This window comes from Serratia sp. CY43202 (assembly GCF_052168755.1).
Taxonomy (GTDB): Bacteria; Pseudomonadota; Gammaproteobacteria; order Enterobacterales; family Enterobacteriaceae; genus Serratia; species Serratia bockelmannii.
Genome location: NZ_JBJNMB010000004.1, coordinates 65,094 through 85,535, shown reverse-complemented (window position 1 = coordinate 85,535; position 20,442 = coordinate 65,094). Strand labels below are relative to the sequence as shown.

At 60.4% G+C, this 20,442-nt stretch carries 21 protein-coding genes and 1 pseudogene; 9 read left to right on the top strand and 13 right to left on the bottom strand.

Annotated elements, in window-relative coordinates; genetic code table 11:
• Positions 1–8: 8 nt before the first annotated feature.
• The 6 genes and pseudogenes from ACJ8J5_RS09600 to ACJ8J5_RS09575 form a co-directional block, all read right to left on the bottom strand.
• The gene (locus ACJ8J5_RS09600) at positions 9–563 is read right to left on the bottom strand and encodes a fimbrial protein (RefSeq protein ID WP_049205924.1); all 555 of its coding nucleotides are present in this window, start codon (positions 561–563) and stop codon (positions 9–11) included.
• A 50-nt stretch (positions 564–613) separates the two neighbouring features.
• The gene (locus ACJ8J5_RS09595; protein ID WP_414104645.1) at positions 614–1,252 is read right to left on the bottom strand and encodes a fimbrial protein; all 639 of its coding nucleotides are present in this window, start codon (positions 1,250–1,252) and stop codon (positions 614–616) included.
• A 71-nt stretch (positions 1,253–1,323) separates the two neighbouring features.
• Positions 1,324–2,075, bottom strand: a pseudogene (locus tag ACJ8J5_RS09590) (fimbria/pilus periplasmic chaperone).
• Positions 2,076–2,156: 81 nt separating this feature from the next.
• Positions 2,157–4,691, bottom strand: a complete 2,535-nt coding sequence (locus tag ACJ8J5_RS09585; RefSeq protein ID WP_075201352.1) for an outer membrane usher protein — start codon at positions 4,689–4,691, stop codon at positions 2,157–2,159.
• Between the two features lie 47 nt (positions 4,692–4,738).
• On the bottom strand, positions 4,739–5,275 hold the full coding sequence (locus ACJ8J5_RS09580; protein WP_197836378.1) for a fimbrial protein: 537 nt from the start codon (positions 5,273–5,275) through the stop codon (positions 4,739–4,741).
• Between the two features lie 78 nt (positions 5,276–5,353).
• Positions 5,354–5,875: a fimbrial protein gene (locus tag ACJ8J5_RS09575; RefSeq protein ID WP_025302212.1), complete on the bottom strand. Its 522-nt coding sequence runs from the start codon at positions 5,873–5,875 to the stop codon at positions 5,354–5,356.
• Positions 5,876–6,539: 664 nt separating this feature from the next.
• Here ACJ8J5_RS09575 and ACJ8J5_RS09570 point away from each other — a divergent pair.
• The 3 genes from ACJ8J5_RS09570 (at position 6,540) to ACJ8J5_RS09560 (ending at position 8,434) form a co-directional block, all read left to right on the top strand.
• Positions 6,540–6,872, top strand: a complete 333-nt coding sequence (locus tag ACJ8J5_RS09570; protein WP_025302211.1) for a hypothetical protein — start codon at positions 6,540–6,542, stop codon at positions 6,870–6,872.
• Between the two features lie 232 nt (positions 6,873–7,104).
• Positions 7,105–7,923 (top strand): fimbrial protein, encoded by an 819-nt coding sequence (locus ACJ8J5_RS09565; RefSeq protein ID WP_038630232.1) that lies wholly within the window; start codon positions 7,105–7,107, stop codon positions 7,921–7,923.
• Positions 7,924–7,942: 19 nt separating this feature from the next.
• Positions 7,943–8,434, top strand: coding sequence for a fimbrial protein (locus ACJ8J5_RS09560; RefSeq protein WP_225735588.1), 492 nt, complete (start codon positions 7,943–7,945; stop codon positions 8,432–8,434).
• A 97-nt stretch (positions 8,435–8,531) separates the two neighbouring features.
• On the opposite strand, the gene ACJ8J5_RS09555 is transcribed toward ACJ8J5_RS09560, so the two are convergent.
• Positions 8,532–9,737, bottom strand: a complete 1,206-nt coding sequence (locus ACJ8J5_RS09555; protein ID WP_033633487.1) for a serine hydrolase — start codon at positions 9,735–9,737, stop codon at positions 8,532–8,534.
• Positions 9,738–10,203: 466 nt separating this feature from the next.
• Here ACJ8J5_RS09555 and ACJ8J5_RS09550 point away from each other — a divergent pair, with 466 nt between their 5' ends.
• Together ACJ8J5_RS09550 and ACJ8J5_RS09545 are read left to right on the top strand one after the other, a co-directional pair.
• The gene (locus tag ACJ8J5_RS09550; RefSeq protein ID WP_197811210.1) at positions 10,204–11,571 is read left to right on the top strand and encodes a pyridoxal-phosphate dependent enzyme; all 1,368 of its coding nucleotides are present in this window, start codon (positions 10,204–10,206) and stop codon (positions 11,569–11,571) included.
• Positions 11,572–11,583: 12 nt separating this feature from the next.
• Entirely contained in the window at positions 11,584–12,729 is a 1,146-nt protein-coding gene (locus tag ACJ8J5_RS09545; protein ID WP_414104572.1) for a trans-sulfuration enzyme family protein, read from the top strand.
• Between the two features lie 58 nt (positions 12,730–12,787).
• Here ACJ8J5_RS09545 and ACJ8J5_RS09540 read toward each other — a convergent pair whose 3' ends face one another.
• Positions 12,788–13,810 carry an isopenicillin N synthase family dioxygenase gene (locus tag ACJ8J5_RS09540; protein ID WP_414104644.1) on the bottom strand — a complete coding sequence of 341 codons (1,023 nt, stop codon included), beginning with the start codon at positions 13,808–13,810 and terminating at the stop codon, positions 12,788–12,790.
• Complete coding sequence (locus ACJ8J5_RS09535; protein ID WP_072008235.1) at positions 13,755–13,991, bottom strand: hypothetical protein; 237 nt, start codon at positions 13,989–13,991, stop codon at positions 13,755–13,757. Before ACJ8J5_RS09535 ends, ACJ8J5_RS09540 begins: the two co-directional genes overlap by 56 nt.
• Before the next feature lie 107 nt (positions 13,992–14,098).
• On the opposite strand from ACJ8J5_RS09535, the gene ACJ8J5_RS09530 reads away from it, so the two are divergent.
• A complete protein-coding gene (locus ACJ8J5_RS09530; protein ID WP_025302204.1) occupies positions 14,099–14,755 on the top strand; it encodes an HAD family hydrolase in 657 nt (218 codons plus the stop codon).
• 89 nt (positions 14,756–14,844) lie between these two features.
• On the top strand, positions 14,845–15,465 hold the full coding sequence (locus ACJ8J5_RS09525) for a glutathione S-transferase family protein (RefSeq protein WP_197781465.1): 621 nt from the start codon (positions 14,845–14,847) through the stop codon (positions 15,463–15,465).
• Between the two features lie 13 nt (positions 15,466–15,478).
• On the opposite strand, the gene ACJ8J5_RS09520 is transcribed toward ACJ8J5_RS09525, so the two are convergent.
• Positions 15,479–16,579 (bottom strand): PQQ-dependent sugar dehydrogenase, encoded by a 1,101-nt coding sequence (locus tag ACJ8J5_RS09520; RefSeq protein ID WP_342093627.1) that lies wholly within the window; start codon positions 16,577–16,579, stop codon positions 15,479–15,481.
• Positions 16,580–16,709: 130 nt separating this feature from the next.
• On the opposite strand from ACJ8J5_RS09520, the gene ACJ8J5_RS09515 reads away from it, so the two are divergent.
• Both ACJ8J5_RS09515 and ACJ8J5_RS09510 read left to right on the top strand, forming a co-directional pair.
• Positions 16,710–17,129, top strand: a complete 420-nt coding sequence (locus tag ACJ8J5_RS09515) for a GNAT family N-acetyltransferase (protein ID WP_414104571.1) — start codon at positions 16,710–16,712, stop codon at positions 17,127–17,129.
• An 11-nt stretch (positions 17,130–17,140) separates the two neighbouring features.
• A complete protein-coding gene (locus tag ACJ8J5_RS09510; RefSeq protein ID WP_043137840.1) occupies positions 17,141–18,124 on the top strand; it encodes a magnesium and cobalt transport protein CorA in 984 nt (327 codons plus the stop codon).
• A 74-nt stretch (positions 18,125–18,198) separates the two neighbouring features.
• Here the strand turns inward: ACJ8J5_RS09510 and ACJ8J5_RS09505 are convergent, their stop codons facing one another.
• From ACJ8J5_RS09505 to ACJ8J5_RS09495, 3 genes are read right to left on the bottom strand one after another with little or no spacing between them, the layout of a single operon-like run.
• Complete coding sequence (locus tag ACJ8J5_RS09505; protein WP_414104570.1) at positions 18,199–19,011, bottom strand: nitrilase-related carbon-nitrogen hydrolase; 813 nt, start codon at positions 19,009–19,011, stop codon at positions 18,199–18,201.
• Positions 19,008–19,520 (bottom strand): cytosine permease, encoded by a 513-nt coding sequence (locus tag ACJ8J5_RS09500; RefSeq protein ID WP_414104569.1) that lies wholly within the window; start codon positions 19,518–19,520, stop codon positions 19,008–19,010. The genes ACJ8J5_RS09505 and ACJ8J5_RS09500 overlap by 4 nt, the downstream gene beginning before the upstream one ends.
• Positions 19,495–20,442 carry a purine-cytosine permease family protein gene (locus tag ACJ8J5_RS09495; protein ID WP_414104568.1) on the bottom strand — a complete coding sequence of 316 codons (948 nt, stop codon included), beginning with the start codon at positions 20,440–20,442 and terminating at the stop codon, positions 19,495–19,497. The genes ACJ8J5_RS09500 and ACJ8J5_RS09495 overlap by 26 nt, the downstream gene beginning before the upstream one ends.

Sequence of the window (20,442 nt, the reverse complement as noted above, 5' to 3'; positions counted from 1 at the left end):
GTAGACGCTTATTCGTATTCCAACGTAAAGGTGGCCACCGCGCTGAAGGTGCCGCGGCCGATGGACTTCGTTTGGATGGCCTCCGGCTCCCCCTGCACGTAGGCCTGCAGCGTGAGCGTGGTGTTGCCGGCATTCAGGCGGAATTTATCGCTGGCGCGATTGAGCGGCAGCGCCTTGCCGGTGCTGTCCTCCAGCCCGATGCCGATCCCCGAGGCCAGGCTGCCGGTATCCAGCGCCAACAGGCCGGGCAGTTTGGCGTTCTCGGTGCCGGTAAACGTAATGGCCACCGTATTGCCCAGGCTGAGATCGCATTCAGTCAGGTGCAACGCGAAGGTTTGGCTGTGGGTGCGGGTGTTCAGGTACAGGTATTTGTCGACGATGGTGCCGAAATCCAGTTGGATGTCCTCATCCCCCGGTTGTATGACACACGGCTCGGCCACCAGCGTACCGTGAAAGCGCATGTTTTCCGCCGCAGCCGCCGGCTGCGCCATCATGCCGGCCAGCATGACCATGCCGGCTCCCAGCAGCGCGCTTCGGCGCCGGTTCGTCTCTGTCGCGCGCATGACGCCACTCCCTTTGGTTATGCTTGCGCCTACCAGGCGCAAGCGGCGTATTAGTCGTAATAAAGACGGAAATCGATCGCCGCGCGGTAAGCGCCGGCGCTCAGCGTCGCCGGGGTGCGCACCGGCGTCACCGTATACGTCAGGGTTTTTTGCCCCGGCGTCAGCAAGATCGGTTTGTTGCGCGCGCCGAGGCGGACCGGCAGGCCGCTGGCATCCGCCAACTGCAACCCCAATCCGGTGACGCCGGCCACCCTGACCAGACCCGGCGCGTCGTCATCCGTCGGCGCGGAAAACGCGACGGACACCGCAGGCTGGCTGCCGCTCCAGGCCAGAACCCCAGTCCAGGCGTCGCGGTTGCTCGCCGGCGCCCGCAGGCAGTCTTTCAGCGTCAGCTCGAACGCCACCGGCGTGCCGCGATCGCCCGGACGCTGGAAGTGCGCCGTTCCCGTCTCGCCCAGCCATACCTCCTGACGAGCGGTGGTCATTTCCAGGCTGCAGGCGCTTTCCGTTAACGCGCCGTAGACGTGGAGCGTGCCATTCGCGCCCTCCACGTCCCAGTTGTCCACCGCGCGGGCCGGCGGCATCAGCATCAGCATCGTGCCTGCCGTCAGCGGTACCATCAGCGCGGCCAACACCGTCAGGCCGATAGTGCGTCGCTGATGACGTTCATAGGCCTTTCCCAACAGCATGGGGATCTTTCGTTGCATGATTCGTTCACTCCGCTGTGTTCACTCTGTCTTCCCTGCTTGCGCGCGGATCGTCATTTGGCGACCGGTACGACCTGGCAGGCATTGCCGCCGCAGCGGAAGTTCAACTGCGGCCGACCATGTACGCCAGCGACGGGCCGCTACCGAGGCTCGCGGCGGAGACGTTCAGCGGGGCGCTGGCCTTCGGCGCCACCATCAACGGTTCAAAGCCGGCGGCCCCTTTCCCGCCCTTGCCGGCGCTCGCCTCAACGATCGTCACGTAATAAGGGGTCGGGTTGTTCACCACGTACTTGTCGCCCTGCCGGGTCAGCGTCAGCTGCTCCTGCCACGGTGCGGCGTTCTTTTTCGGGGCGAGCGCCGCCGGGCGATAAAACATTTTGATGCGCGTCTGCAACGCTATCTGCAGCGTGTTCGGCTTATTGCTGCGCGGCGGGATCTCGCGCAGGTTGAAGTAATACAGCGTCTCCCTGTCCTGCGGCAGCTGACGTGCTGCCGGCAGCGACTGGATCTTCACCTGGCTCGGTTTGCCCGGCTCCACCCGCTGCACCGGCGGCAGCACGGTAAAAGGGTTTTGGATTTTGTTGCCGCGATCGTCTTCGATCCATCCCTGCGCCAGATAAGGCAACTGTTTGTTCTGGTTACTGATGTTGAGACTGACCGTTTTCAGGTCGCCGTCGAAAATCACACGCGTGCGATCCAGCGCAATGGCCGCATGAGCGGGCAGGCTGACCGCGCCGATCGTCAACGCGGCGGCGAGCGGGCTCACAAGGAAAACGGTCTTTCTGGTCATAGTCAGATTCATCATGTCTTCACGGTTCCAGTCGGCCGGAAGCGGGCGAGCCCGCCCCGGCGGTTTAGCGGCGGAGCGCACTCCGCCGGGTGTATGTCAGTTGGCGTTCTCCGCCGGCTTGTTACCGGTGAGAGGACGGCAAGGCAGCAGCAGCGTATTCATCAACATTTCGGCCGGCAGCGGCGCCGGCAGCTGGATTTCACACTGCGCCGCGCCGTTCCAGTGCACGCTCATGCGCTCGCCGGGGTTGAGGCCGGACAGGTAAACGCTGCCGCCGTCATTGATGATGCCGGTCTCCTGCTTACGGGCATTCAGCACCGTGGCGCCGAACGGCGGCTCGCTGCCGTCCGCCAGCTTGACGATCGCCATCGCCTTCTCGCCGGCAATCACTTCAAACTTGCGGTAGCCGATAGCCCCCTCGGTCAACGTGGCCTGCACCACCGAACGCGTCGCCTCGACGTTGTCGCTTAGGCTGTTGAGATCGATGCTGGCCTTATTGCGGTAGTAGCTGTTCACATCCGCCACCACCGCCTTGCCGTAACGGTTGGTCAGCACCGTACTGCCATAGCCTCGTACCGGTACACCGGCGACGCCTTCGGTATCGAGCAGCAAGCGCGTGCCGCCCGGCGTATTGACGCGGTGCAGCACCGCTCCTTCCGCCGCCATCGTCAGGCCGCCCTGCGCGCCGATGCCGACGGCGCTGTACCGGCCGGCCTGGTAGCTGGCGTTGGCATTGATCTGCGCCATATCGCCCTGATGGCTGTAATACCCGCTGGCCGTCGCCCCACTGCGCGCGGCGCCTGCGCTGATCTGATAGTTGTTGTGTTCATCAACCCGGTTGTAGTACCCGACCCGATGGGCGTTCTCTTCGCGATCGAGCGTCATGTTGTAACTGAGCGTCCCGGCGCTGCCCCAGGGCAGCGACAGCGACAGGTACATCCCGTCGTCGTTGCGCTCGTTGTAACGGTTGCGATAGGCCGACAGCGAAACGCTGACGTTCTTGAAATCGCCGATATCGAAGTAGCGCGATACCATCAGGTTGTAACGATCGTTCGGCGCCCGATCCCAGTAGGTTTGGTGGCTGTAGTTGAGATAGGTGCTGAGCCCCAGATCGCGGAACTGTTTGTTGAAGGTGATGGTGTACATCTCCTTGCTCTTGCCGCTGCGTCCCCCTTCGTAACGCGCATCGAGGTAATCCCCCATGCTCATGAAATCTTCCTGGGAGAAGCGGTAACCGGCAAAGGTGACCTGGCTGTCGTATTCATCGAAGTTCTTCGAATAGCTCAGCCGGTACGAACCGCCGGTCAGCGTGCCATCCTGCGGCAAACGCGCACGCGACTGCGTGGCATCGAACGACAGCGCCCCCAGCGCCATCAGATCGCGCCCGATCCCCAGCGACAGCGCGTTATAATCGCCGCCGGCGATGCCCCCACCGTACAACGACCAGCCGTTGCTGATCCCCCAGGAGAACTCGCCGGTGCCAAACATCGGCCCGCGCAGATGGTGCCCCCACTCCGACGGTTTGCCCGTCGCCAGCTTGTAACGCACCGTACCCGGGCGCGTCAGATAAGGAATGTTGGCGGTGTTCATCTTGAACTCCTGCACGCTGCCGTCCTGCTCTTCGACGCGCACGTCCAGCTCGCCGGAAACGGCGTCATTGATGTCCTGAATGCGGAACGGCCCCGCCGCCACCTGCGTTTCATACAGCACGCGCCCCTGCTGGCTGACCACCACCTTAGCGTTGGTTTTCGCCACGCCGGTCACTTCCGGCGCATAGCCGCGCAGGTTGGGCGGCAACATGCTGTCGTCGGATCGCAGACTGACACCGGTAAAGCGCAGACTGTCGAAAATGTCGGAGTTCAGGTAATCCTCACCCATCGTCAACCGCGAACGCAGCGCCGGGATCGCCCGGTAGGCGTAATAGCGGCTCCAGTCGAACTGTTTATCGGTAGGCTGAGAAGAACCGGTCTGATGGTTGAGGTTGGCCTGCCAGTCGGCGCGCAAACGCCAGGCGCCCAGGTTGGCGCCGCCGGTGCCGTTGCCGCTCAGGCTGTAACTGCTGCCGCCTTTCTGGTGTTTTTGCGTTTGGGCGTTAACGTTATAGTCAAACAGCAGCCCAGGAATACCGTCATCCCAGCGCGAAGGCGGGTCCCAGTTTTCCGAGCTGTATTCCAGATAGGCCTGAGGAATGTTGAGATACAACGAGGAGCTGGCAAGATCGCCGCGGGCTTCCATCCCCGCCAGACTCGAGGCGTCAAGGCAACGGCCGCCGTGCGTCCAGTTCAGCGTGCTTAACAGTTTTTCTTTCAGCCCCAGTTGGTTGACCAATTCCGGCGAAAGACAGGCTTCGCTGCCTTTAGGATCGTTCTCAGGTGCCAAAAACGTCACCGGCTGTTCCGGCAGGTCGTTCTTATTGACGTGCACCACCATGGTATAAACGCCCGGCATGATGTAGCCGCTGCGCGTAAATTGGCTCAGATCGATATTTTTACGATCGTTGATGTCTAATACGTCAGTATTGAATTGAATAACGTCGGCGGCATAGACCAACGCGATCGGATTTCCCAGAGAAAGGGCAACACAGAGCCCCAAAGCTTGAAGACGAAATAACTTCCCTGCCGGTGAAAGCATAATAAAAGTCCTTTCAATAACGAATTAACCGTCAGTACGAGAAAAAATCAAAAATAATCCAGCTTAAAACGCACTGTGGAAAAATACGCTCCCGCCTTCAACGGCTGATGATTCGGCATCAACGTCATGGAATAATTCAGCACTCTATTTCCCGGTATTATTCCTTCCATCGGTAAGGGTTTCCCTGGAATAACCGGCGTGCCGCTGCTGTCTTTTATCTTCAATGCGACGCCGCGCGCCTCGCCCTGTACGCCAAACAGAGCGCCTTCCGCATAACCATCAAACGTGACCTGAAAGAATTTCCAATCAGGTTTGTTTTCCGGCCGTTCCAAAATGCAGTTGACCAATTCAATACTGAAAGGTTTGGTCATCCCCTGGCCGTCACGAATGATCTGCCCGAGAGGAAGAGTGTCCATATCGATCGTCTGATCGCGGCTGCCGGCGGCAATGGCGCAGGCGGTGTCGATAATGGCGCCGTGCATGTTGACTTTGCCCCACCCTTGCGCGGCGGAAGTTGCATAGCCGGGCGCAAACGCCAACGACGCCAAAAGAACGGCACCCGCTCGATTCCTTGGTAAAAACATCGCGACATTCCTTTGACAGGGAGATTCACCAGGCATGTGGCGAGCCCCATGCCTGGTTGATTAAGCCTTCGGACTCACTTACTGATAAGCCAGGGTGAAATCGGCTACGGCGGTGAAGTCGCCCGGAACGATGGCGGCGGAAGCGCCTTCGCCCTGCAGGTAGGCGGCGAAATGCAGGGTGTTGTTGCCGGTGTTCAGAGTCTGCGCGGTAGTCGCTTCACCCAGTTTGATCGGCTGGCCGTTGTAAGAGATAGCTACGCCGGCGCCGCTGGCGGTGCCCGCGATGCCCAGCAGATCCTTATCGGTAGACGATGCTACGCCGCTAAAGGTGGTTTTAACGGTTTTCAGGGTGGTGATGTCGCACTGCTCCAGCTTGATTTCAAACGGACGCGGGTTGGATTTGCCGCCGTTTTTCAACGCCACGTTGGACACCTGGCCCAGATCTACGGTCTGATCGATCGACTCAGGCGCAATAGAGCATGGCGCATCAATAATAGAGCCCGTGAAGGTGACCTTACCGTGTCCCTGATCGGCTGCCTGTGCAAAAGAACTTGCGCCAAATGCAATCACTGCAGCCATCATGATTTTGTTAAGTTTCATAGAACCTATATTCCTTATAAGAAAAAATGCATATTACAATCAAGAAAAAGAGCCACAGGAAACCTGCTCGCGCTTATATGTGCGCAGCCCTAATTCTTTAGCATCTTGCTAGTTGGTTAACTGCCAAACCCCAAAGGCACCGACAATAAAAAAGTCGATAACGGCAAGTCTGCAGCGGCCCGCCCATTAATGAATTCGCCCTATAAAAATAAACGAAATCACAACAAGCAGGGGCCAATACTTTCTAATCCGCCCTTCTTGTTCGGCGATGAATATTCTGGCAAATGCCTCTCAGCAAAAAAAGGCTTTTTTTGATCAAGGCGAACATTCGCAATTTATTTCCTAATTGAAGTTAATTTACTGTTATTTTTAGGCTCATAGATCGTAAAAAATACTTTTATAGAGCAATATCCTGTTTTTGCGAGATTCACAAGTAATCAGATCGCAAAGTGGCGCTTTGTGAATATAATAAACCAAAATTTTAGGTTTCTGCGTGACGCCCCCCCTGCCTGAACATAGGTAAAAACGGGGCGGGCAACGCCTTTTTTTCAATCCTGATAAATAGATAGGAATTTTCTTTGTTCGCGTTTTACCTCGTTGTTGGTAGGCGGCGAATGTTTGTTTTTTCTTAGGAATACGGCAATCGGAATACAGAGGAAGTGCTATGGAAGCGTTATCTCCGAAACAAAAGGAAATACGGCAATTGCAGCACGATCTGCTGCAAACATTATTCGCGCAATCGCCCCGTCAATGTCCCGTCGCCGGGCCGCCGCCACAGCAGCAGTGGCTCTCGACGCGGCAACTGGCCAATGCCGTCAACGTCGGTGTTTACCGGGCTCGACGGCTGTTATTGGATCTTGTCGCCCGACAAGAAGTGATTGTGACGGACGGCTCCATCAACAACTCGTTGAGGTGGTATCCCACCGCGTTGCTGGACGGTGGTGATAACAACGGCATACCCAACAAAGATGCATCTCACTCTCCTTTAACGGAATAAATAGGGCCAGCCGGCCTGATTGGCAATATTTCATTGCGGAGTAACGCCGCACACCATTTATATATATCGGGATATTATCGTGAGAAAAACAGCCCTGCTATTTTTACGTTGCTGCCTGGCACTCTCTTTCTTCCTGCTGCTTGGCAACGCCAACGCATTTACCTGCCGCACGTCCGATGGCGGACTGATTCCACCCGGGGGCTCGACCACGCCGGTTGACGTCCGGGTTCGCATCGGGCCGCAGCTTTCTTATGGCAAAAACGAAATCGTCAACGTCAGCCAGGTCACCTGTAAAAACGACGTCGCGAGCTGGTATGACTATCTCAAAACCGACAGTCCGGCGCTGTCGATGAACAGTGCGATTTTTGGCGCCATCGGCAGCGGTACCACCATCAACGGCAGCGACTATAACTCCCCGGTGCCTGCCGGCATCAGCGTACTCAGCCTCACCGGCTTGCAGACCCAGTCTGTCGCCATCCGGGTCTATATCGTGTTGAACCGTTTCCCAACGCCGGACATCAAGGTGAACAAGGGCGACGTCATCGGCCAAATCAACTTTATTCAGACCAACGATCAGCCGGGTTGTCCGCAGTGCGGCGTTTATCGCTGGCGCCTGATCGCCGACAACGACGCCTACTTCGTCACCACCAGTTGCACCATTAACAACGGCCAGCAGATTAATGTCGATTTTGGTCAGATCCGCCAGGACTTTCTGACTCAAAGCGCCAGCGATGCCCAGATCAAACAGGACAAAGCGCTCAGCTACCAGTGCGACGATCAGAGTGCGACGCAGGATATTCTGATCCGCATGGTCAGCGACGCCAGCGGCTTCTCCAGCGATTTTATCAAGACCACCAATCCTAACGTCGGCGTGGCGATGGTGTATAACGGCGCGGTGGTGAAACCCAACAATGCCTTCAGAACACGCATCGTCAACGGTCTGGGTAACGATACCGTGACCTTTGTGCCGGTGAAGAACAATGTCCCTTACACCAGCATCGCCACCGGTCCGCTGTCGGGCTCGGCCACGCTGATCTTCAGCGCACCTTGAGACGGGAGCCAGAATGAACATGACGATAAAAACGGGCTGCGCCCTGCTGTTGGCGCTGGAATTGATTAGCTCGGCCGCTCAGGCCGCCGATCAGGGCACCAAAGTCAACATCACCGCCACCGTAGTGGCGCCTCCGCCTTGCGTGATCAACGACGGGCGCACCATCGATATCGACTTCGGCAAGGTCGGCATCAAGCGCATCGACGGCAACCGCTATATGCAACGCATCGATTACAGCATCAAATGCGAGTTTCTGGATAACAGCCGCCAGCTGAAAATGAAGATCATGGGCGGCGCGGCGGCCTTCGACGGCAGCGTGTTAACCAGCAGCGTCAATGGATTGGGCATCAAGCTGTTGGCCAACGGTAAGGCCTTCGCCATCAATACGCCGCTGGACATCGACTACGCCAATCCGCCGACGCTTGATGCGGTGCCGGTAAAAAACAGCGCCGTCACCCTGGCGGAAGGCGATTTCACCAGCGGCGCCACCATGCTGGTGGACTACTTTTAATCACCGCGCCGCAGAAACTCGCGAAAAAAAGCCGCAACGTCTCCGTTGCGGCTTGGTCGAGGATGGTGCGCCCGGGGCGCTCCTTACATCAGGCTATTCAGCCGAAGATCCCGCCGAACCACTGGCTCAGCTTCATCATCACCATATCCCAGATGCGGCTGAAGAAGTTGCCCTCTTTCACCTCTTGCATCACCACCAGCGGGTGCTGTTCGATGGTTTTGCCGTCCAGCTGGAAATCGATGGTGCCGACCACCTGGTTTTTCGCCAGCGGCGCTTCCAGCGTCGGTTGGGTCAGCTTGTAGCTGGCCTTCAGATTTTTCATCTGCCCTTTCGGAATGGTGACCGAGGCGTCTTTCGCCACGCCAAGCGGCACTTCGCTGACGTCGCCGAACCACACTTTCTGGGTGACGAACGGTTTATCGGCCTTGATTGGCGTCGCGGTTTCATAGAAGCGGAAGCCCCAGGTCAGCAGCTTTTCGCTTTCGCTAAAGCGCACGCGATCGCTCGGCGCGCCTAAAACCACCGAGATCAGACGCATCGGTCCGTCGGTAGCGGACGCCACCAGGTTGTGGCCGGCGCCGCTGGTGTAACCTGTCTTGATACCGTCGACGTTCAGGTTGCTGCTCCACAGCAGACGGTTGCGGTTAATCTGGCGGATCTTGTTGAAGGTGAACTCTTTCTCTTTATGCAGCGCGTATTCGTCCGGCACGTCGCGGATCAGCGCCTGACTCAACAGCGCCATGTCGCGCGCGGTGCTGTACTGCCCTTCCGCATCCAGGCCGTGCACCGTCAGGAAGTGGGTATTCTGCAGGCCCAGGGATTTGGCGTAGTTGTTCATCAGGCCGACGAACGAATCCTGGCTGCCCGCCACGTAGTCCGCCAGCGCGATGCTGGCGTCGTTGCCGGACTGGATCACGATGCCCTTATTCAGTTCCAGCACCGGCACCTGATCGCCCGGCTTGATGAACATCAGCGAAGAGCCGCGCAGCGCCGGGTTACCGGGCGCCCAGGCGTCTTTGCCGACGGTGACCATGTCTTCCGGCTTGATCTTGCCGGCCTTGATCGCCTGGCCGATCACGTAGCTGGACATGATCTTGGTCAGGCTGGCGGGATCGAGACGGGTGTCGGCATTGCCTTCGGTCAGCACCTTGCCGCTGTTGTAGTCCATCAGAATGAAGGCCTTGGCGTCTACCTGCGGCGGCGCCGGCGGCTCAGCCGCGTGCACGGCCGGGGCAGCCAGCAACAGGATGCCTACGCTGAAGGTCAGTTTTTTCAGGGAAGTGGATAAGTTTTTTTTCATCATGACGTCGCCAGAGTGTCCATTCAAACCATTGAAATAGCGTTAACTTTCAAACATGTTCACGTTTTAAGCCAACCAGCGAGAGTGGCCCGGTGCGCGCATGCCGGCCGCAACCCCCTGCGGCGCCCATAGCGGGTAACACAACGCACCGAAAATGCCCTTGCTGTGAGTTTATGTGATTTATCTTATTTTTGCAGGGTTTAGCGTGAATTTTCAGCATTTTTACATAACTGTACGCAGCCCCCCGCTTATCGTTCAAAAAAGCATCGAGACGCGCATTTTTGCACCCACCCACGGCTACACGGCCAAGCATCTGCACCGCTAAACATCTGCGCTTCCATACGTCCAAAAAAGATTAATATATTCCATAATGGCATATAGAACCGTTATTTGTTCTTTTTAAAGCGCTTATCCTCAGCGCTATCATCCGCACAACGACTTTTATACCGAATAATCCTGGAGATGAGTCATGGCGATCCCCCATTCCGTCATCGAGATGATTGGCAATACCCCGATGCTGGAACTGACCCAGTTCGATACCGGCCCATGCCGGCTGTTCGTCAAGCTGGAGAACCAAAACCCCGGCGGTTCGATCAAAGACCGCGTCGCGCTGTCGATGATCGAACAGGCCGAGCGCGACGGCAAACTGCAGCCGGGCGGCACCATCATCGAAGCCACCGCCGGCAATACCGGCCTGGGGTTGGCGCTGGTAGCGGCGCTGAAAGGCTATAAGCTGCTGCTGGTGGTGCCGGACAAGATGAGCCGCGAAAAGATCTTCCACCTGCGCGCACTGGGCGTGGAAGTGCTGCTGACCCGTTCGGACGTCGGCAAAGGGCACCCGGCTTACTATCAGGATTACGCCAAACGCCTCGCTGGAGAGATCCCCGGCGCCTTTTATATCGATCAGTTCAACAACCCGGCCAATCCGGCGGCCCATACGACCACTACCGCGCCCGAACTGTGGCAGCAGATGGAGCATGACGTGGACGCTATCGTCGTCGGTGTCGGCTCCGGCGGCACGCTGGGCGGGCTGAGCCGCTATTTCGCCGACGTTTCGCCGCAGACGGAATTTGTACTCGCCGACCCTGCCGGCTCTATCCTGGCGGACTATCTCGACAACGGTCACATCGGCGAAGCGGGCAGTTGGTTAGTCGAGGGCATCGGCGAAGACTTTGTCCCGCCGCTCAGCGACTTTGACCAGGTCCGCAACGCTTACCGCATCGGCGACGCGGAGGCCTTCACTACCGCGCGCGATCTGCTGCGCAAGGAAGGCGTGCTGGCGGGATCGTCCACCGGCACCCTGCTGGCCGCCGCATTGCGTTACTGCCGCGCACAGACCGAACCCAAGCGAGTGGTGACCTTCGTCTGCGACAGCGGCAACAAATACCTGTCTAAAATGTATAACGACCACTGGATGCTGGAACAGGGCCTGCTGAGCAAGCCGCAGCACGGCGATCTGCGCGATCTGATCGCCTACCGCCACGACGAAGGTGCGGCCGTTTCTGCCGCGCCGGACGACACGCTGGCGATCGTGCACGCCCGCATGCGGCTGTACGACATCTCGCAGCTGCCGGTGCTGGAAGGCGATCGGGTGGTCGGTTTGATCGATGAGTGGGATCTGCTGAACGCCGTCCAGGCCGACGCCGCCCACTTCAGCCTGCCGGCCGGCAGCGCGATGACCAAGCAAGTCCATACGCTGCAAAAAGAAGCCGGCTACGACGAATTACAGGCCACCTTCAACCATGGCCACGTCGCGGTAGTGCTCGACGGCGAGCGCTTCCTCGGCCTGATTACCCGCACAGACGTACTTAACGCCTGGCGCCAAAAATTACGTTAATAAGGACCCATTATGGCCAAGTTTGATACGTTGACCGTTCACGCCGGTTACACCCCGGACGCGACCGGCGCAGTGATGCCGGCGATTTACGCCACCTCCACCTACGCCCAATCGGCACCGGGCGAGCATACCGGCTACGAATACTCCCGCAGCGCCAACCCGACGCGCACCGCGCTGGAAAGCGCCATCGCCGAACTGGAAGGCGGCAGCCGCGGCTACGCCTTCGCCTCTGGTCTGGCGGCCTGCTCCACGGTGCTGGAGCTGCTCGATAAAGACAGCCACCTGATCGCGGTAGACGACCTGTACGGCGGCACCTATCGCCTGCTGGAAAAGGTGCGCAGCCGCACCGCCGGCCTGCGCGTCACCTACGTGTCACCGGCGGATCTCGCCGGGCTGGAACAGGCGATCGAGCCGGATACCAAAATGATCTGGGTGGAAACCCCGACCAACCCATTGCTGAAACTGGCGGATCTGAGCGCCATCGCCGCGATCGCCAAAAAGCATCAGCTTATCAGCGTGGCGGACAATACCTTCGCTTCGCCGTATCTGCAGCGTCCGCTGGATCTGGGCTTTGACGTGGTGGTGCACTCCGCCACCAAATACCTCAACGGTCACTCCGACGTGGTGGCCGGCGTCGCTGCGGTGGGGGATAACCCGGCGCTGGCGGAGCAGCTCGGTTTCCTGCAAAACGCGGTCGGCGGCATTCTCGATCCGTTCAGCAGCTTCCTGACGCTGCGCGGCATTCGCACCCTGGCCCTGCGCATGCAGCGCCACAGCGACAGCGCGCTGCGCATCGCCCAGTGGCTGGAGAGCCAGCCGCAGGTGGAAAACGTCTATTATCCTGGCCTGCCGAGCCACCCGCAGCATGAACTGGCGGCGCGCCAGATGACGCGCTTCGGCGGCATGATCTCGGTGCGGCTGAAAGGCGACGACGCCTATGCGCGCCGGGTCATCCAGCGCTCGCACCTGTTCACCCTGGCGGAAAGCCTGGGCGGCGTGGAAAGCCTGATCAGCCAACCGTTCAGCATGACGCACGCCTCCATTCCGCTGGAACAGCGCCTGGCAACCGGCATCACACCGCAGCTGGTGCGCCTGTCGGTGGGGATTGAGGATGTGGAAGATCTGATCGCCGATCTGCAGCAGGCGCTGGCGGAATAATCGCCGAATCAATCGCCATCAGCCCGGCCGGCGTGCCGGGCTTTTTTGTGCCTGATGTTCAGACGCCGATGACGTCCCGATAAAAGCGCTGTGCCACATCGGGGTGGGAACGGATGCGGCCTTTCAGGTAGTTATACCCCACGTCGCGCAGCAGCGGGTTGAGCGGATCGCTGGCCGGGCCGCGCGCCTGCGCCGCCAGCGGCGGCGGCAGTTGATACAACGGCACCACCGCGTCCAAGCGCGCGCCGAGGAAGAAGGCGATCGACAGCCTGTCGCGCCCCGCCGGCGGCGTTTCCACCCGGTGCACCGTGGCGCGCAGATAGCCGTTGGTCGCCAGCTCCAGCAGCTCGCCGATGTTCACCACGAAGGTGTCTTCATGCGGCTGCGCGTCTATCCATTGCCCTTCGCTTACCTCCACCTGCAGCCCTTTTTGCGCGTCCTGCAGCAGGAAGCTGAGAAAACCGGAGTCCTTGTGCGCACCGACGCCCTGTGCACTGTCGGTAGCGTCCCGCCCCGGGTAGCGGATCAGTTTGATGTGCTCGTTGGGCTTCTCGCCGTACAAGCGATCGAACGCCTGCTCCGGCAGCGACAGCGCCAAAGCGAAAGCGCGCAGCAGCCGCAGCGACATGGCGGTCATCGCCTGTTGCCACTGCAGCAGCAGCGGTTTCAGCGTCGGTAGCGCTGCCGGCCACTGGTTTGGCCCCTGCAGGCGCGCCCAGCGTGGCGTGTCGTCAGACAACGTCAGCGCCGGGCGTTCGGCGCCGATATCGAACTGCTCGCGCCAGTCAGGCTGCCCGCGCGTGAGCTCCGCCGCCGCCCGGTTGTAACCGCGAAAGTGCGGCGAATGCACCATCTGCACCGCCAGCTTGTCGGCTTCCGGCAGGGCGAAAAATTGCCGCGCGGCGTGCTGCAGTCGCGCATTCAACGCGCCGTCTACGCCGTGCCCACGCAGATAGAAAAAACCGACATCGCGGGCCGCCGCGCGCAAATCGTCGAGAAAGGCGCGCCGCTGGCGCGCATCACCGTCAAGCTGCGAAAGATCCAGCAGCGGCAGCGTCTTCAGCGTCGTCAGATGCGTCATCATGCGGTTCCTCTTCTTCCCCGATCACGATCGGGCTGCCATACAGACGAATAATCAACATTGTCACTCCCCAGCGGGTAGCTGCATTTGCCCCATAGTTATCACCGCGCTCGCCGGAGCGGCCAATATTGTTGCGTTCTAAGTTATGCAAACGTTCAACAAACTGTCGCAAAACCGTCATCAATGTTTCTTATGCTCTGCGCAATTTCGCCGACGCCGCTGGCTGGCGATGGGCGCTATCCGCTATCCTGTAAACGACCTCATACCCTGCCTGCCGGAGAAATACTGATGGATTTAGCCTTATTCGACCTGGATGAAACCCTGATTGACGATGACAGCGCCAGCCTGTGGATCCGCTGGCTGGTCGGCCAGGGCTTCGCGCCGGCGGAGCTGGAACTGCAGGAGCAGCAGCTGATGCAGCTCTATTATCAGGGCAAGCTGTCGATGGAGGACTACATGCAGGCCACGCTGGCGCCGCTGACCGGCCTGAGCGTGCAAACCGTGGCCGGCTGGGTGCAACGCTACATTCGCCGCGATATCCTGCCGCGCGTCTATCCCGCCGCCCGTGAGCGCCTGCAGTGGCACCGCGAACGCGGCGACTGCATCCTGGTGATCTCCGCCACCGGCGAGCACCTGGTGGCGCCGATCGCCGAACAGCTCGGCGCCGACGATGCGCTGGCGATCGGCGTGGAAATCAGCGACGGTCGCTTCACCGGCCACACCTACGGCACCATGACCTACCAACAGGGCAAGGTGATCCGCCTGCAGCACTGGCTTGCGCAGCATCCGCACCTGAAGTTCGAGCACAGCCACGGCTACAGTGACTCCCTCAACGACAAGGCGATGCTGCAATTCGTCGACAGCGCCACGGTGATCAACCCCGACAGCGAGTTGAGCGCGCTAGCGGCGGAGCACGGCTGGGAAGTGTGCCGCTGGGAGCGTTGATCGGCAGACAAAAAATGCCCTGCGGTGTGACAAAAAGCGCATTGTGGCGTAGGTATTAAGGGTCTTTAATCCGCTAACGGAGTTATCCCATGCTGACCATTTGGGGTCGTGAGAATTCGAACAACGTCAGGAAGGTGCTGTGGTGCGCCGCCGAACTGGGGCTGAGCTATACCCACATCAACGCCGGCGGCGCGTTCGGCAAGGTCAACGAAGAGAGTTACCGCGCGCTGAACCCGAACGGCCTGGTGCCGCTGCTGCAGGACGATGACTTCGTGCTGTGGGAGTCCAACACCATCGTGCGCTACCTGGCGGCGAAATTCGGCGACGCGACGTTCTATCCGCAAGATCTGCAGGCGCGCGCCGCCGCCGAGAAATGGATGGACTGGACCACCTCAACCATCGTTCCGGCCTTCACCATCGTCTTTTGGGGCCTGATCCGCACCGCGCCGGAGCTGCGCGACATGGCGAAAATCGAAGCGGCGATCGCCACGCTGGAAAAACACTTCGATATCATTGAACAGACGTTGGCGCACCAGCCTTACTTCTCCGGCGACGCGTTCGGCTTCGGCGATATCCCGCTCGGCAGCTTCGCCTACGGCTGGTTCGAGATGCCGATCGCCCGCCGCCCACGGCCGAACATGGAGCGCTGGTATCAGCAACTGCGCGCTCGCCCGGCCTATCAGCGCGGCGTGATGAGCGAGCTCACCTGATGCGTGCGGGGCGTTACGACGCCCCGACCTTCAGCAGCTTGCCGTCCCGTTCGTCCGTCAACAGATACAGGTAGCCATCCGGCCCGCTGCGCACCTCGCGAATGCGTTCGCCGCGATCGCCCAGCAGCCGCTCTTCCGCCACCACTTTGTCACCCTCCAGCGTCAGGCGAATCAGTTCCTTTTGCGCCAACGCGCCGATGAACAGCGAGTGACGCCAGGCAGGGAAGCGCTGCCCGTCATAGAATGCCATGCCGCTGAGGCCGGGCGAGACTCGCCAATAGTGCTGCGGTTGTTCGGTGCCGGGCACCCGCTCTCCTTTCGCCTCCGGGATCGGCTGGCCGGAATAGTTGATGCCGTAGGTGGCCAGCGGCCAGCCGTAGTTTTTACCCGGCAGCGGGATGTTGAGCTCATCGCCGCCGCGCGGGCCGTGTTCGTGTTCCCAGATCGCGCCGCTCCACGGGTTCAATGCCAGCCCTTGCGGATTGCGGTGGCCGTAAGACCAGACCTCCGGGCGTTTACCTGCCTGGCCGACCCAGGGATTATCTGGTGGTATCGCGCCCTCGGCGGTCAGCCGCACCAGCTTGCCCTGCAGTTTGTCGGTTTCCTGCGCCGTCGGCCGCTGGTTGTTTTCACCCAGCGCGATAAACAGGTAGCCTTGCCTGTCGAACGCCAGCTTGCCGCCGAAGTGATTGCCGACCGACAGCTTGGGCTGCTGACGGAAGATCACCTTAAAGTTCTCCAGCCGCGCGCCATCGTCGCTCAGGCGGCCATAGCCGACCGCCGTGCCGGCTTTGCCGCCCTCGCCCGGTTCGGCGAAGCTGAGGTATACCCGGCGGCTGGCGGCGAAGTCGGGGGCCGGCAACACCTCCAGCAGGCCGCCCTGCCCCTCGGCGTAGACCTGCGGCACGCCGGCGATCGGTGCCGACAGGCCTTTGCCCGGCTGCCATAGCCGCAGCCGGCCGGGCCGTTCGGTGATAAGCAGGCCTTGATCCGCCGGCAAGAAGGCCAGCGACCAGGGGTGTTCCAGGCCGTCCTGCAGTTGGCTGACCGTCGGCGCGGCGTGCAGCAGGCCGCTGCACAGCAGCAAACCGGCCAGCAGAGTCAATCGGGGCATGGTGTCCTCCTGGGGTGAAATGACCCGTTTAGTGTAGCCCACTCAGCGGATGTGGTCGTTTGCATTACATTTCAATAGGTTGCCTTTTGGCCGTAGTGTGCTTAAGTTAACGCATCACCCAGGAGGAAAAATGGACATTACCGTTACCGACGCGATTGACGAACAAACCCTCGATGCGATCAGGCAAGGGCTGCGCGCTTACAACCTGCCGCATATCGACGCCAGCCACCGCAAGCCGCTCAGCGTCTATGCGCGCGACGAAGCCGGTACGGTGATCGGCGGCCTGACCGCCGAAACCTGGGGCAACTGGCTGAGCGTCGAGTGGCTGTGGGTGGCGGATACCCAGCGCGGCAGCGGCCTCGGTGGCCGGTTGATGCGCGCCGCCGAACGCGAGGCGCAGGCGCGCGGCTGCCGCTACGCCCGCCTCGACACCTTCAGCTTTCAGGCGCGGCCGTTCTACGAAAAGCTCGGCTACCGGCTGCAAATGACGCTGAAAGCGTATCCGGTGGAACATGAGTGCTATTTTCTCACCAAAACCCTGACTGATTAATGGATGGACGGATGGACAGCAAAAGCATGGTGGTGAACTGTGTGGCGTACAAAGCCGGCCAACGGCTGGGCGAAGTGACCATCGACGATATCAGCGAGGTGGTCAAACAGCCGGACACCTTCGTCTGGCTGGGGCTGCGGCAGCCGGAGCCGGCGTTTATGCGCAAGGTGCAGGAGGAGTTTGGCCTGCACGATCTGGCGATCGAAGACGCGCTGTGCGCGCATCAGCGGCCGAAGCTGGAAACCTACGGCGACTCGCTGTTCATCGTGGTGAAAACCGCGCAGTGGGGCGAACACGACGAAATCGAATACGGCGAAACCCACTTCTTCGTCGGCAAAAACTTTCTGGTGACGGTGCGCCACGGCGCCTCGCCCAGCTACGCGCCGATCCGCGCCAAGGCGGAAGAGAACCACAAGCAGATGTGCCACGGGCCGGGCTTTGCCCTCTATTCGGTGTTGGACTTCGTGGTGGATAACTACCGCAGCGTGGTGACGCGCTTCGAGAGCACCATCGAGAACATCGAAGCCAACATGTTCCAGTCGGAGTTCGATCAGGCGGCGATCGAGAACGTCTATACCCTGCGCCGCCACCTGTTGGCGCTGCGCAACGCCGCGCTGCCGATGGATGAAATCTGCAATCAGCTGATCCGCCTGCACGAAGAGGTGATCCCGAAGGAGCTGCGCGCCTACGTGCGCGACGTGCAGGATCACGCGCATCAGGTGGTCAGCAACATCGACGACATGCGCGAAATGCTGACCAACGCCATGCACGTCAACCTGGCGCTGGTGACGGTCAAACAGAACGAAGTGGTGAAACGGCTGGCGGGCTGGGGGGCGATTTTGGCCATCCCGACGGTGGTCTTCAGCCTGTATGGCATGAACTTCGCCGACATGCCGGAACTGAAATTCCCGTGGGCCTATCACGCCACGCTGGGAGTGACCGCCGTCGGCTGCATTTTCCTGTATCAGAAGCTGAAGAAATCGGGCTGGCTGTAGCGCCCAAACGGCGGCTTTTCCCGCCGGCAAAGACGCTCTGCGGGGCAGCCGGGTCCACCGACCGCCCCGCCGCTTTAATACAGCATCGGCCGCCGATCGCGATGCACGTGATTGTGGCGGCCAATGTGCTTGTCATCGGCTACGCCGATATCCATCGATGCCAGCACCATGCCTTCGCCCTCCAGGCTCTGCGTCAACGGATAACCATCGGCGTCGACGATCACCGATCCGCCGATCCACGCAACGCCGCGCTCCGTTTCGCAGCGATCGCACACCGCGATGAACAGCCGATTGACGGCGGCGTTGGCCTGCGCCTTCACCATCTCCGCCGGCCGTTCGCCCTGCGGGCGCGGCGCCAGCGGCCAGTTGACCGGCGCGCACAGCAGTTGAGCACCGGCCAGCGCCGGCAGCCGCACCCACTCAGGGAATTCGAGATCGTAACAGATCATCACCGCCAACCGGCCGAAGCGGGTCTCGACGACCGGCGGCGGTCGATCGCCGGCGGTAAAAATGGTGCTCTCTTCATGCCACAGGTGCGCTTTGCGATAAATCGCCCTCACCCCCTGCGCATCGATCAATGCCGCGCTGTTGGCCACCTCGCCATCAGGCAGGCGTTCGCAAAAACCGGCGACGATCGCCACATCCAACTCGCGCGCCAGGCCCCGCCACAGGCTGAGGCTAGGCCCGTCTTCGGCCTCGGCCAACGCCCGCGCCTCTGCCTTGTCACGCAGCACGTAGCCGCTGTTCACCAACTCCGGCAACACGATGACGTTGGCGCCGCGCTGCGCCGCCCGGCGGATAGCCTGGGCGGACAGCGCCCGATTGTGCTCCGCTTCCCCTACCCGCAACGCTAACTGGCAGCATGCGACGCTGATTTTTTCCTTCACTCCCGTTCTCCTTCCAATAAACCCTCGCAGCGCAACGCCACCCGCCGTTCGGCTTCGAGATCGAGCTTTCGGCACATTACGATATAAACGCTCCCGGCCACCAGCAGGCCGACCAGAAAAGCGATATCCGCACCGCCCAGTAAAACAGCAAAGGGGCCGGTGTAAAAGCCTAACGTCATGAACGGCACCATCGCCAGCAGACCGACCGCGTAAGCCGTCAGACCGGAGCCGCCCCAGCGGCCGTAGATCCCCGACGGGTTGAAGATTTCACCTATCGCGTAATGCCCGCCGCGCACCACGTAAAAGTCCATCAGGTTCACCGCCGTCCAGGGCACCAGGAAATACAGCATCAGCAGCACGAAGGTATTGAAGCTGGCGAGGTAGCTCGCCGGGATGGCCATCGCCACCGCAAACACCGTCAGGGCGACGACGCCAATGCCGATCATGCGTAATCTCAACGTCGGCGTCACTTTGCAAAACGCGTCAATCGCGCTGAGGCTGGTCAGCATTGCGCCATACGCCATAACAGTTGACCGCCATGATGCCGACCAGCGAGGGTACGGCGATCAGCACGGCCAGCGTGCCAAACCCCGGATAAACGGCATTACCCACCGCCTGTACGCTGCCGATCGCATCGGGGGCCGGTATGGCTGAAGCCAGAAACGCGCCCAGCGACATCAGCCAAAGCGCCGATCCTGCCGCCCCCAGGTAAGTCCAAAAGATCACGTTGGCAGACGGCGTTTCCTGCGGCAGATAGCGCGAGTAGTCGGAAACGTACACAGCGTAGCTGATCTGGTAGCCGGCGGCGGCCGACAGCTGAATCAAAAAGGCCGCCCACGAGAAATGTCCGGCGCCGGCGGCAGCATCCATCCGCAACGACAACACGGCGCCGACCGTCAGCACGCCGAACACCGCCATCATCACATAGGTCAGCCAGCGCTGCACCGCATGCAGCATGTCGTGGCCGACGATCGCCAACAGCACGGCCACCGCAATCAGCAACGCATACCAGGGCAGACGGTGGCCCGGCAACACCGTGTTGATCGCATCGGTCGCGAGAATAACGTTGAACACGTTGAAACCGATGTAAACAAACACCACGGCGGTAAAGGGAACGATGGCGCCACGCAGGCCGAATTGGGCCCGCGACTGGATCATCTGCGGCAGCCCCATGCGCGGCCCCTGATTAGCATGACACGCCATGAAGAACGTGCCGAACCCTACGCCGACGGCAATGGCCAGCATCGAATAAAGCGCGCCCAACCCCAACGCCGGGCCGGTGAAACCGACCACCATCGTCGTCAAAACGAAATTGCCGGTGAACCAAAACGGCGCCTGATGCCAAACCTTGCCATGCCGCTCGTGACGGGGCACATAGTCTATCGAGCGCACTTCAATTTTTGGGCGTGACGCCACATTGCGATTGTTCAT

Excerpts from the sequence above, each read along its gene's own strand:
- ACJ8J5_RS09600 (WP_049205924.1), bottom strand. The coding sequence starts at position 563 with ATGCGCGCGACAGAGACGAACCGGCGCCGAAGCGCGCTGCTGGGAGCC.
- ACJ8J5_RS09595 (WP_414104645.1), bottom strand. The coding sequence starts at position 1,252 with ATGCTGTTGGGAAAGGCCTATGAACGTCATCAGCGACGCACTATCGGC.
- ACJ8J5_RS09585 (WP_075201352.1), bottom strand. The coding sequence starts at position 4,691 with ATGCTTTCACCGGCAGGGAAGTTATTTCGTCTTCAAGCTTTGGGGCTC.
- ACJ8J5_RS09580 (WP_197836378.1), bottom strand. The coding sequence starts at position 5,275 with ATGTTTTTACCAAGGAATCGAGCGGGTGCCGTTCTTTTGGCGTCGTTG.
- ACJ8J5_RS09575 (WP_025302212.1), bottom strand. The coding sequence starts at position 5,875 with ATGAAACTTAACAAAATCATGATGGCTGCAGTGATTGCATTTGGCGCA.
- ACJ8J5_RS09570 (WP_025302211.1), top strand. The coding sequence starts at position 6,540 with ATGGAAGCGTTATCTCCGAAACAAAAGGAAATACGGCAATTGCAGCAC.
- ACJ8J5_RS09560 (WP_225735588.1), top strand. The coding sequence starts at position 7,943 with ATGACGATAAAAACGGGCTGCGCCCTGCTGTTGGCGCTGGAATTGATT.
- ACJ8J5_RS09555 (WP_033633487.1), bottom strand. The coding sequence starts at position 9,737 with ATGATGAAAAAAAACTTATCCACTTCCCTGAAAAAACTGACCTTCAGC.
- ACJ8J5_RS09550 (WP_197811210.1), top strand. The coding sequence starts at position 10,204 with ATGGCGATCCCCCATTCCGTCATCGAGATGATTGGCAATACCCCGATG.
- ACJ8J5_RS09545 (WP_414104572.1), top strand. The coding sequence starts at position 11,584 with ATGGCCAAGTTTGATACGTTGACCGTTCACGCCGGTTACACCCCGGAC.
- ACJ8J5_RS09540 (WP_414104644.1), bottom strand. The coding sequence starts at position 13,810 with ATGACGCATCTGACGACGCTGAAGACGCTGCCGCTGCTGGATCTTTCG.
- ACJ8J5_RS09535 (WP_072008235.1), bottom strand. The coding sequence starts at position 13,991 with ATGACGGTTTTGCGACAGTTTGTTGAACGTTTGCATAACTTAGAACGC.
- ACJ8J5_RS09530 (WP_025302204.1), top strand. The coding sequence starts at position 14,099 with ATGGATTTAGCCTTATTCGACCTGGATGAAACCCTGATTGACGATGAC.
- ACJ8J5_RS09525 (WP_197781465.1), top strand. The coding sequence starts at position 14,845 with ATGCTGACCATTTGGGGTCGTGAGAATTCGAACAACGTCAGGAAGGTG.
- ACJ8J5_RS09520 (WP_342093627.1), bottom strand. The coding sequence starts at position 16,579 with ATGCCCCGATTGACTCTGCTGGCCGGTTTGCTGCTGTGCAGCGGCCTG.
- ACJ8J5_RS09515 (WP_414104571.1), top strand. The coding sequence starts at position 16,710 with ATGGACATTACCGTTACCGACGCGATTGACGAACAAACCCTCGATGCG.
- ACJ8J5_RS09510 (WP_043137840.1), top strand. The coding sequence starts at position 17,141 with ATGGACAGCAAAAGCATGGTGGTGAACTGTGTGGCGTACAAAGCCGGC.
- ACJ8J5_RS09500 (WP_414104569.1), bottom strand. The coding sequence starts at position 19,520 with ATGCTGACCAGCCTCAGCGCGATTGACGCGTTTTGCAAAGTGACGCCG.
- ACJ8J5_RS09495 (WP_414104568.1), bottom strand. The coding sequence starts at position 20,442 with ATGAACAATCGCAATGTGGCGTCACGCCCAAAAATTGAAGTGCGCTCG.